This is a genomic window from Enterobacter sp. ENT03 (genome assembly GCF_019218745.1).
Lineage (GTDB): Bacteria > Pseudomonadota > Gammaproteobacteria > Enterobacterales > Enterobacteriaceae > Enterobacter_D.
Window position 1 is genome coordinate 1 of record NZ_JAHUXA010000051.1, and the last position, 429, is coordinate 429.

General features: G+C 56.4%; 1 protein-coding gene. It reads right to left on the reverse strand.

Features of this window, described 5'->3' with window-relative positions; genetic code table 11:
* Positions 1 to 429: hypothetical protein (locus tag KW828_RS22205; RefSeq protein WP_218338302.1), on the reverse strand; the 429-nt coding region annotated here is incomplete at both ends.

The window sequence follows — 429 nt, forward strand, 5'->3', positions numbered from 1 at the left end:
GCGTAGCGGTAGTGTTCGCCGGGATACGCACACTCCCCCTTCTTCCTTCCCCCCCCCTCCGCCCTTTCCCTTCTCTTTCTCCCTCCCCCTCCTTCTCCCCTTCCTCTCCCCCTTTCCCCTCTCCTCCCTTCCTCTTTTCTCTCCTCCCCTTCTTCCCTCCTTTCTTCCTCTCTTCTTCTTCCCTCCCTTCCCCCTCTCTCTCCCTCCCCTCCCCTCCCTCTCCCTCTTCTTCTTTTTTCCCCTCTTTCCTCTCCTTTCTCCCCCTCTCTCCCCCTTCCTTTTCCCCTCCCTTCCCTCTCTTTTTCCCCCCTCTTCTTCTTCCCTCCCTCCTTCCCCTTCCTTCCCTCTCTCTTTCTTCCTTTTCCTCTCCTTCCCCCCTCCTTTTCCCCTTTCTCTTCCCCTTTTCCTTTTTCCCTTCTTTCTCTTTTT